This window comes from Prevotella sp. Rep29, from assembly GCF_019551475.1.
Taxonomy (GTDB): Bacteria; Bacteroidota; Bacteroidia; order Bacteroidales; family Bacteroidaceae; genus Prevotella.
The window spans coordinates 2,168,551-2,180,155 of record NZ_CP047159.1 but is presented as its reverse complement, the minus strand read 5'-3'; the positions used below and the strand labels follow the sequence as shown (position 1 = coordinate 2,180,155).

Annotated in this window: 6 protein-coding genes; 5 read left to right on the top strand and 1 reads right to left on the bottom strand. The window is 48.2% G+C overall.

What is annotated here, in order from left to right; genetic code table 11:
* The first annotated feature begins 13 nt into the window (after positions 1-13).
* The 5 genes from GRF55_RS09275 (at position 14) to GRF55_RS09255 (ending at position 9,669) form a co-directional block, all read left to right on the top strand.
* The gene (locus GRF55_RS09275) at positions 14-1,738 is read left to right on the top strand and encodes a RagB/SusD family nutrient uptake outer membrane protein (RefSeq protein WP_220368134.1); all 1,725 of its coding nucleotides are present in this window, start codon (positions 14-16) and stop codon (positions 1,736-1,738) included.
* A gap of 12 nt (positions 1,739-1,750) precedes the next feature.
* Positions 1,751-3,028, top strand: a complete 1,278-nt coding sequence (locus GRF55_RS09270) for a substrate import-associated zinc metallohydrolase lipoprotein (protein WP_220368133.1) — start codon at positions 1,751-1,753, stop codon at positions 3,026-3,028.
* 49 nt (positions 3,029-3,077) lie between these two features.
* Positions 3,078-4,400 (top strand): DUF4302 domain-containing protein, encoded by a 1,323-nt coding sequence (locus GRF55_RS09265; RefSeq protein WP_220368132.1) that lies wholly within the window; start codon positions 3,078-3,080, stop codon positions 4,398-4,400.
* Between the two features lie 64 nt (positions 4,401-4,464).
* A complete protein-coding gene (locus GRF55_RS09260; protein ID WP_220369716.1) occupies positions 4,465-6,162 on the top strand; it encodes a hypothetical protein in 1,698 nt (565 codons plus the stop codon).
* Positions 6,163-6,555: 393 nt separating this feature from the next.
* A complete protein-coding gene (locus GRF55_RS09255) occupies positions 6,556-9,669 on the top strand; it encodes a C10 family peptidase (RefSeq protein WP_220368131.1) in 3,114 nt (1,037 codons plus the stop codon).
* Between the two features lie 950 nt (positions 9,670-10,619).
* On the opposite strand, the gene GRF55_RS09250 is transcribed toward GRF55_RS09255, so the two are convergent.
* Complete coding sequence (locus tag GRF55_RS09250) at positions 10,620-11,558, bottom strand: DNA/RNA non-specific endonuclease (protein WP_220368130.1); 939 nt, start codon at positions 11,556-11,558, stop codon at positions 10,620-10,622.
* Positions 11,559-11,605: the final 47 nt, after the last annotated feature.

The following is an 11,605-nucleotide window of genomic DNA, read 5'->3' as shown; positions in this document are numbered from 1 at the left end:
AATGAAAAGAAATATGAAAGCGATTAGATTTGTAACTATAGCATGTTGTTCTATTGCAATGTTGATGTCCTCATGCACCGACAGTTTCTTGGATAAAGTTCCAGACGAGCGTGTTGAGCTGATTAACGAAGATCAGGTTCTTCAGCTGTTGGGTACGGCCTACTCTACAGGAAACTATGGCTGGGTATGCGAGGCTTCCAGCGATAATATAATAGACATCAATGCACCGTATAGAGCAACTCAAAGTAACGGAACACAGGTTGACGTGCGTTTCAACCTTACTTCTTACAATCGTATGGATGAGGAGTTGTATTGTTTCGAACCCGTAAAATCTTCAACAGGTAATGATTCACCGTCTTCTATCTGGGAACGTGGATATAAGGCTATTGCCGTAGCAAACCACGCCATTGAGATTCTGGATCGCCTCAAGGAAGAGAACGGTGGGGTAGAGACGAAAAAGATGACAGCAGCGTATGGGGAAGCATACATGACCCGTGCCTACCATCATTTTATCCTCGTGAATATCTTCTCACAAGCCTATAAGGACGATGCTGCCAGTCAGAAAGACCTTGGTGTTCCTTATGTGACAACGCCGGAAGACCGCGTATTGGTTTCTTATGACCGTAGCACCGTGACAGAGACTTACAACCGGATAGAAGAAGATATGCTTAAAGGTCTTGAGCGCATCAACGACGTTTACTATGCAAAACCTAAATGGCATTTCAATATAAATGCCGCCCACGCTTTTGCTGCCCGCTTCTATCTCTACAAGCGCGAGTATGACAAAGTGATAGAGCATGCCAATGCCGTTTTGGGCGAAGGAACAGCCAATCTTCCATCAATGCTGATGAATCTTGAAGGCTTTGATGATGCAACGACCGTGACGGACCGTGCCGAAATATGGCAGGGACCAACTGAGCCTAACAACCTGTTGCTCGTTGCCACCTATTCCTTGCAGTGGAGACGCTCTGTGGGATATCGTTTCGCAACGGCAGGAAATGCACTCCGCGACATCTATGGCCACTTAGGTCCCAACTGGACATATTACTGGTATCCCACGGCAGGTATTGCGGACGGATATTTCTGGGATGGAAACAGCGACCACGGATATAAGAGCTCACGCATTGCCGAACGCTTCGAATATTCAGACAAGGTGGCAGGTATCGGTTATGCACACATTATTCGCCGAGAACTTACTTGCTCAGAGCTGTTGCTTAACCGCGCAGAAGCAAAGTTGTTGGGAAATCATGACATTGACGGCTGTGTAGAGGATTTGATTGCTTATGAGGAAAGCCGTCAGTCATATTCGGAAAAGACCAAGGCAAGTAGAGCCACAGGATTGCGCCCGCTGACCAAGGCAAACATCGAAAGCTGGTATATCAACCCCGAACATAGTAATACGTTCCTGAACTGGGATTTCACGCAAAACATGAGTTCCAGCTTCGTTATCCCTTCTGATGTGACCGTGTACATGAACTGTATCAACGACATGCGTCGTTATGAAACAGCATGGATGGGACTCCGTTTCTTCGACCTGAAGCGTTTCGGAATGGAGATTTTGCATACGTTCGGTCCTGATGCAATCGAATACCGATTGGCATGGAATGACCCACGTCGGGCGATAGAACTTCCTCAGGAAGTGTTGATGGCAGGCTTGGAGTCTTCTCAACCGGAAACAGTTACTCCGGGTGACGGAAACAACTCCACTGCTGCAGATAATAAGGTTCAAAAAAAATAAATATAGAAGACCATGAAAAAGCTAATAATTTATTCCATAGTAGCCCTGTTGTCTTTCAATGTGGCATCATGCTCTGATGATGATTTGGGAGCTACAATCTTTGATACGACAGAGTATCCGTTAGATAGAACCGTGTTTACTTTCCCGCTTGATACGTTCCTGAAAGTAAACTTCCAAGAGCCATACAACCTGCGCTACCTGTACAAGTTGCAGGATATCGGTTCCGATATGGACTATAACCTGATTCCATGTTCTTATGAGCAGAGTGTCAACCTGGCTGTGCTCAACAAGTATCTTTGGTATGACGTATATAAGAAAATCGTAGGCGAACAATTCTTGAAGAAGTATAGTCCGCGCGTGATTCACTTGATTGGCTCACCAGCCTACAACCCGACTTCCGGTACGATAACGCTGGGAACGGCAGAAGGTGGTCTGAAGATTACACTTTACAATGCAGAGAATCTGACTCCCGACAATCTGGAGATGACCAACGAGTATTTCTTTAAGACGATGCACCATGAGTTTGGACACATCCTCAACCAGAACGAGAATCGTCCGACAGAGTTCGACTTGATTTCAAACACCTTCTACAACACCGCCGGCTGGCAAGACACGCCAGACTCCGTGGCGTTGGGACAGGGATTTGTGTCTAAGTATGCCTCTTCTCAGGCACGTGAAGACTGGGTTGAAGTGATTGCCAACTACATCGTGAAAGATACCGTCACATGGGAGAACATGTTGAATGGTGCAACGAAGAGCTGGGAATTGGCAACCGACGTGCCGGCAGAGCGTTTTGCAAGCTATTTCGTGAATGGGACAACCAGCGTTGATGCTGATCCTACAACTTGGAGACTGAAGCCCGGAATCCATCGCGACTCTGTCGGCTACTGGCACCGGAACGGAACAACCAGTGGCGATGTCGTTGCCACCTATCAGGTCGTGCGTAAATATATCCAGCGCGATGCCAGTGGCTATGCCGTGCCTGATGCAGAAGGAAACATCGTCTATCTGAGCATTGTTGATAAAACCAATCAAGAAAACGGACGTGACGTGATTCTGAAGAAGTTGCAGATGACCCGCGAATGGCTGATGGAGCGTTTCAATTACGACCTGGATGCCGTGCGCTATGAGGTACAGCGTCGTCAGTATATGCATGACGATAATGACAAGCTGATGCTTGACGAAGAAGGAAAGCCAGTCAATAAGCTGACCTATGTTCGCGCTGACGGTACGACACTGTTGGAGGAATTACGCCAAGAAGTTGAGAAATATAAGGCACTGATGCCTTGATGATTGGAGCATATTTGTTTAATAGATTAAATTTAAAGAATAACAGAATATGAAAAAAATATTGTCATTGTCACTGCTTTTCTGCATGGCGCTGCTCTTTTCGGGATGTGTAGGTGAAGAGAAAGACCTCTTTGATAGTACTGCGGCAGAGCGCCTGCAGCAGACGCAGAAGAAATATACAGAATATCTTGAAGGTACGACTTGGGCGATGGAGTATTATCCCATTGTTTCTTATACCGCACCGAAAGGCTTGGGTTACCTGATGCTTGTCCGTTTCAACGATAACGGAACGGTGAACATCGGAATGAAAAACTCAGTCAGTGGTAATCAATATGTTGAAGACACCTCTTTGTGGGAGGTGATTACAGACCAGGGCATGGTGCTCTCGTTCAACTCCCACAACAATGTGCTGCACACCTTCTCCGACCCGGGACTCCTTTCCACAGGTACGGGATATGAAGGCGACTATGAGTTTGTCATGGTCAATGTGCCAGAGGACGGAGAGTATGTGATGCTTAAAGGAAAGAAACGCGGTACTTATATCCGTCTCACCCGCTTGCCATATGACACGGATTTCGAGACCTATCTCACCGACCTTGAGCAGTTCAAGAACCGTTGCTTTGGCTCGACCTTCCCGAACTTTGCGCAGCTGAACATGGGAGAATATCACTATTATATGAAAAGTGTAAGTTCGGGAATGCCTGAGACCTATCCCGTAGGTGGCGACGCAATCACCGAGACGACAGTTCACCCATATCTCCTTACGCAGAAAGACGGAAAATACTATTTCCGCTTCCGTGAAACCTATATCATGAGCGACGAGGTGCAGCAGCAGGAATTCGTTTATGATGAGGAGGCAGATGTGTTCCGTGGAACAGAAAATGCTGAATATACAATCTCTGGAGAAGATGCAGGAGGATTCTTCCTGCGCAAGATGGTTGAGAACGGACAGAGCTGGACGATGACGGCATCTTCCTCTATGTCTGACAAGATGAAAACGTATATCACTGAGTTGAGTACGCAGTATGCTACCAAAAGATTTACGTTCAACAATATAGTCTTCTTGTACGACTCATCAGAAGAGACGTTCAAGTGCAGAATCGTCTATCGTGCAGCGACGGCTCCGCGTAACCGAACAGACATCTTCAACTTCACAGGAACGCAAGACGATGCAACCCACGTGACACTGGGCTATGTCGGTCCGGCAAATACTGCTGCAGAAACCAATTATGGGCAGTTCAGCGCACTGGTAGATTTGATGAATCTCCTGTCTCAGCAGTTTGTCGTATCTCCTGAGGGTGGCAACAACTTCAACATGAACAAAGTCCGTCTGACAAGTGCTTCAGACCCAGACATCTGGTTCGTCTTGTAAAAAAGCAGATGGCAAAATCTTTAATATAATATATTTTTTATTGTTTAACTAAAACTTTACTATTATGAAGAAATCTTTACTGTTAATGGCTGCATTATTCGTCGCATCGATGGGTTTTGCACAGCAAGTGAGCAAGATTGAAAAGTCCTCTCTCAAGGACGCTCATAAAATGATGCCTGTCTTGTCAGCAGAAAGCGCTGCAAACGAAAAGGAGGCAACGCTGTTTTCAAAGCCGCGTAAGTCCGTTGCAAACGGATGCTACTACTCTCGTCCGATTGGAACGTACTATAGCTTTAGTACGGGAGCTACCTATTTGAATATTCCCGCGTGGGGTGCGCTCTTTATGAACCGTTGTTCTGCAGCTGTGAAACCAACGTCTGTATGGCTCAATAATGCAGGTAATCCTTATACATCGGGTATGGACGATGACAACAACTATGATCTTTCCCTTTATCCGAGTGATTATGTGTGGTATCTGCCGCAGATTACTGCTGCTGATTGTGATACCTTCCGTCTGGGAAATGCTACAGCCAATCGCTATGCCGTAGTTGCTGACTCAATTGCTACAGGGCTGCTCCATGTGGATTTGAAGAATACAGGATTCTATTCTGCAAAGTTCTCTGATGGAGGCTATGCTTTCGGTAGCGGCGACGCAATGAAAGTGGAGGTTAATCCAGAAACGAAAGACAGTATCACCGTGACGAAGGACAAGTATTTCATCTTCTTCGACAAACCCGCAAAGCCGTTCTATCTGAAGGAACTCTTCTTCCGCGTGGCTTCCAACAGTGGTTCTTACATTGCTGACGGTGTTTCGATGAAGGCAGAGATCTATACTAGTCCGGACCCTACCACATTGGGTAACCCGACTTCTGCAGTCAACTCTCTCGGAGAGAAATTGGCAACGTTCACTTTCACCAAGGATAATATTGACACATCTTATGGCGGTCTCACCATTTTCAACGATGAAGTGGATGATTTCGGAAGTCCGATGCCGGTGATTCTGACCGAGCCGTTTGTTGTTGTTGTCAGTGGCTTTGCACAGGAAGGTGTCGATATGGGATTCCTCTGGACACAGCCTAACAGAAATCCTGTTCCGGAAGAGCGTCCTTTCCCGACGATATACCAGTATGTGAAGGAAGACGGAACTGTATATAGTTCTGGTTGGAGAAACTTCACGAGCGGTCGTATCGACCATATTATCTGCGGTCTGAACGGTATGTGGGATGTTGTTGATGTAGATCCTCTGTTCTTTGACATGACGGCTCCTGTAGAGGGAGGTAATATCGCTACGACTGAAGGTGGCGGCACCGATGGTACTGTTCACTATGCTTCTTTACAGTTTTCCAGCACATTGCCTATCGAGTCAACATGGACTGGCGAGGAAGGATTTGAGAACTATTACATCGATGAGCTGCCAACATGGCTGTCGCAGGTTGATCTCTATGACTGGTCACAAGTTCCAGAAGCAGGTGCGGCTGGTAACTATATATATCAATACGGATTTGTTATAGAGGCAGAACCGCTTCCAGCTGGTGTAGAGGGACGCAAGGCAACCATCCGCATCCTCAGCGATAAGGGTGGCGATTCTGGTCCTATCGAAATCTATCAGGGCGACCGTGATGCAGCAGGCATCAACGGCGTGACTGTAGAGGAAAAGGTTACAGGCATCAAGCGCGGTACATTCAACCTCGCTGGTCAGCGCGTAGGCAAAGACTACAAGGGTATCGTGATTGAAAACGGTAAGAAAGTGATTCGCAAGTAATTTGACATAGACTCAATTTACATAATAAAAGGAGGGGAGTGCAGAAAAACTTCCCTCCTTTATTTATGCGTTTTATTAACCGCAGATTTCGCTGATTACGTGGATTGTTTGTATTCCGAAAATACCCTAAAAAGACGAAAATAGCGAAAACTATTATTTTCGGATACGTTCGAAATTTTCGGATGTGTTCGGGATAAAAAAGAATTTCTGTCGGATTCGCAAATCTAGTACAACGAGGCAGGGTGGGGAGCCGCTTTGGGAAAGACATTCTGACTGCTCACTCCTGTCCGTTTCTTACTTTTTTTACTTTTTCGGATAAAAAAGTAATAGAAAATTCGTGCATATGAAGAAAATTGTGTACATTTGTCACCTATTATTTAAAAAGAACAAGATATGAAAAGAATTTTCACGCTTGCAGTGTTGTTCCTCTTCACGATGATTGCCTTTGCGGGCAACGTCAGTGAGCAGCAGGCACTGCAAAAGGCGATGGCTTTTTTGAAAGCCAACAACCGTTCAGGTATCAATGTGAAAGCGAAGACGGCAGCGCATAAAGCCCCGCGAAAGGCGCAGGCTGCAGCCAGTTCGTACTATTACGTTTTCAATCTGGAGAATAGCCAAGGTTTTGTGATTGTCTCCGGCGACGACCGCACGGAAGCCATCCTGGGCTATGCAGATAACGGCACGTTTGATGCGAACAACATTCCTTCGAATGTGAAATATCTTCTCGACGGCTATATCGAGGAGATGGAGTGGATGGAAGAGAACGGCTATACGGGTGTGCAGACTGCTCCGCAGCAGGTTTCCACCACAGTTGTTGCACCACTGCTGAAGAGCCAGTGGAACCAAGGTGCTCCCTACTATAATCTCTGTCCGATGCTCAGCGGAAGGCGCTCTGTGACAGGCTGTGTGGCTACGGCGATGGCGCAGATCATGTATTACCACAAGTGGCCCACAGGAACAGTCGCTAAGATTAACGGATACACCTGTGACAGCGGTGCAAAGGTAGATACGTTACAGGCTACGACGTTCGACTGGAGCAACATGACCGATATCTATAACAGCTATTCGTCGTCAGCCAGCCGTACGGCAGTTGCGAAGCTGATGGCATATTGCGGTTCGGCGGTCAGAATGAACTATCATCCCAACGGTTCGGGCGCTGTTTCCTATAATGTGGTCAGTGCGCTGAAAAACAATTTTGGCTATGCCAGTTCCGTGCAATACGTCAGCCGCGCCGGCTATTCGGTTGAGGAATGGGATGCGCTGATTACGAACGAACTTGTGAACAATCGTCCGGTGTATTACTCGGGCAGTACCTCCTCGAATGAGGGGCACGCCTTCGTTTGTGACGGGCGCCGCGCCGACGGCATGTTTCACATCAACTGGGGATGGGGCGGTTCAATGGATGGCTATTACCGTCTGTCACTGCTCGATCCATCTTCACAGGGAATCGGCGGAAGCTCTACGGGTTCAAAGTTCTCGATGCGACAGGCAGCAATTGTCGGTATTTCAAAGACGGCGGTGACGGTACCCACTCAGAATGAGACGATATCTGTGGGCAGACAGAGCATCAAAAATACGCGCGAATATACCCGTACCAGCACCAGTGCGAACTTCTCGAATATTACAATAGCCGTGCCGTTTAGCCTGTTGAGTGGAACTTATAATGTTCAAAGTGTCGGTTTGGCACTCTATCAAAACGGAACATATTCCAGCCTGCTGACCAGTAAGAATATCTATGTTTATAATACGTCCATGTACGCGGCGGGACCATCGGAGTTCACTATCGAGTTCGGCTCCGGTTTGTCAAACGGCACCTATCAGATTGTGCCCGTCGTCTATCGCAGTAGTTCCAGCCAGTGGGTGAAAGTTGCTCAGGCAGACAAAAACTATATCGAGGCAGTCATCAACGGCACAAAACTGAACCTTAAAATCTATCCGCAGGGCGATTTCCAGGTGACCAACACCAGTTTCACCGACAAAAACCTGATTGTCAACTTCGTGAACAATACGGAGGAATACAACGGATACATCTATATGTTCAAGGAAGGAGGCTCTGATTGGGGAGAAGAGATTGTTGCCGTTCCGGCAGAGAGTTCGGATAAGGTCAATATCTATGTGGATGATGAAACGTTCACGGAGAACGAGGCTTTCTTCCTCTCGACCGACTACTATAGGCGGGAATATTTCTACACGAACCTCAGCGCTGCAAATACAAATGTGACAAAGACGATTGACTTGCTCAATGCCAATGAGGAAAAGACTGCCGTCTATGGAAAGACGATACGCTTCAAAGTGGCGTTGACCAATACGGGAACGGGCGACTATCACCACCGGCTGATAACGGAGTTGTACGACGCTACCAATACCACCACCGCCATAGCCACCAACAAGCAGGTTGTGGACGTGCCGGCAGGAGAGACGGTGACGGTGGAGCAGGAGTTCGCTCTGACCGATGCGCAGATGGGTAAGACATATCTGATAAAGGCAGCACACGTGAACGGCTCAAGCAATGTGTATCTCTCAACCAACCAGTTCGATGTGGAATACGGAGCCACAGCATGGGATGCGCAAGGAAATGTGATGAGTATTCCTGCAACCGACGGGGCGTTTATCGTGCCGGAGACAGTCGTTGCCATCGACCTGCGTGTAGTAGGAACCACAAACATCACGCCGAACAGCAACCCGAATACCATCTACCTGCTGGAAAGCGTGCCCACAAGCCTGAAAGGAAAGAACGTGATGAATTCGTTGGGACGAACGGGAACGTTGACTCTGCATGACGGCTATCCGTACTATATCCCGCAACAACTTCAAGCCAAAAAGGTTTATTATAAACGCACATTCACTGCCGACGAGGCTGGCAGCTGGACGACGATAGCCTTGCCGTTCGCTCCAAATGCGGTGAGAGATGACACGGGTAACAAGGCGCTTACTTGGCACACAAGCGAAGCTGACACGGGGAAAGACTTCTGGATACAGGAACTGAGCAGCGTGTCGGGGAATAATCTGACGTTTACAAACATTGCCACTTTCACGGCAAACCGCCCCTACATCATCTCAGTGCCGGAAACGTTGGCAGGAAAGACCATTTCCTTCCAGAAAGTTTCTACCGTATTCTTCGATGTAGTTCCCGCAGCCATCACGCATACCGTCGGACAGGTGACGCTCTACGGTGTATGCGGCGATACGGATGTCAGCGGAAAGTATGTCCTCAGAAACGATAAATTCATGAAGGCTGGCAGCAGTGCCGGTGCGAAGGGCGCCCTGAAAGCAGGTGCCAATACGACGGCAGCTCCGTTCCGGGTTTATGCGACGATGGAGGGCAGCAGCTACGACCAACTGCTCATCAACTCCTCGCACACGACGGCAATACGCACCATCAATACAGACGAAATGCACGCCGACGGCAACGAGACGTGGTACACCATCAACGGCGTGCGGCTCAACAGCCGTCCGACGACGAAGGGTGTATATATCGTGAATGGAAAGAAAGTCGTGGTTAAGTGAGTGCAAAGCGAAAATTCATTTTCAGCTTTGCCGAACGTGAACTACTTCGATGAAATCAAAGTCGTGGTTAAGTGAGTGCAAAGCGAGAATTCATTTTCAGCTTTGCCGAACGTGAACTACTTCGATGAAATCAAAGTGGTTGTGAAATAGGGCAGAAGCGAATCAGAAAGAGGGGCATTTTCCGGCGGAAGTGCCCCTCTTTTTGATGTCCGCATGAATATGCAAAAACCGCCGTAAAAGTGCATAAAAATAATAGTTCCGAAACGGTTTTGCAAAAGTTCAACTTTGAGCTTCCAAAAGTTCAACTTTCACCGCCTAAAAGTTCAACTTTTAGGACGCAAAAGTTGAACTTTTAGAAAGCACCTTTCAAGCTGTTGATAATCAATACGTTGCAAAATCGAGTTTCAAAATTCTCCTGTCGCATAAATATTCATTCCGTCAGAGGCGGTGATTCCCAATCAGTCATCATAATTCGTGGAGAGTTGTATTCCTTCTGTAGGGGCGGATCGGTGTATCCGCCCGGTGCCATATATAACGTGAGTTCGATGAATTTGAAGGGAAATGTGACCCCACCCCTGCCCCTCCCCTGAGATGGGAGGGGAGCGCCTGACGGAAGGAGAGCCACAAACTACACTCCCCTCTCTTCGTTGAGGGGAGCGCCTGGCGGAAGGAGAGCCACTAACTACATTCCTCTCTCTTCGTTGAGAAACGTCTGACATGACCCCACCCTAAGATGGGAGGGGAGCGCCTGGTGGAAGGAGAACCACTAACTACATTCCCCTCCCTTCGTTGAGGGGAGGGGTAAGGGGGGGGGGCAGGGGATTATGGCGAACTGGCGTAATTCTTAATTCACAGCGGTCTGCTTATTCCAAAAAAAATCCCTGACTGCCGGGTGGCAATCAGGGATTTGTTGTGCTGTTGGGAAAGGATGTTTCCCGATGATGTGTTTGTTATTCGTTGTTCAGGCTCAGTCCCCATGATTCCATGACGTGGTCAAGACTCATGGTTTCTACTGCTTCCTCCACGGGGTCGGGCAGGTTGCAGAAGAAGTCGATGCCGGTAAGGCTTTCCAGCTCGCGGATGTTGATGGCATTCTTGGCGAGGTTGACGCTGGTGAGGATTCTGTTGGTGTGTTCGAACCACAGTCCCAGTCCAGGTGTGTAGCCTTTCGGGGTCTTCTTGAGCAGTGCCACGAAGAAGTATTTCGGCACGATGAGTCCGTCTTTGAGATAGCGGATGACATTCGGCTCTTCGATGGTTCCGCCTTTCACGACGTAGATGGTGTCGGTAGCGGCGAGGTTGCCGGTCCATGTGCGGAGTTGGTCTTCCATCTTCACCCATTCGCCTGTGTAGTTGGTTCCCGCATTGAAGTTGTTGTACTGGGGATAGGCGTTAGTGTAGTAGAAGGTCTGCAGGTTGGCTGTCAGCGAATACTGGCGGTCAGCCGATGCACACATGTGTCCGCGGTCGAATCCGGAGCCCGAGTACTGATAGTTGGTGTCGGGGAATCGTGCACTGGTGGGCAGGTCGGGGTCTTCGAGGAAGATGTCCGATACGCGTCCTGCCGTTCCGCCGTAGCCCTTGTGCATCTGGTATGCTATCCAGCGCGGTGCTTTCTTGGTGCAGTCCCACTCAACGGAATAGTTGACTCCGTATGCGTCGAATTTATAGTCGGCAGTCTTGTGTATGAGTACGAGATGCTCGTCGTCATTGGATATTCTCGGCATCTCGAGCCTGCCGTATTCTACGCGTGTCTGTGGATTGGCATTGTCGTTGGTCCAGCCGGCGGGAGTTGTTCCGCTGCCGCTGTTGTCGTCTTTGTCGTCGTCGCAAGCAACGAGTGTAAGACAGCCAGCGAGGAGTAGCCACAGTATTTTGTTTGTTTTCATGTGAGGTGTGTTTTTAAGTGCGAAAAGGTGTACTCACCACGTATATG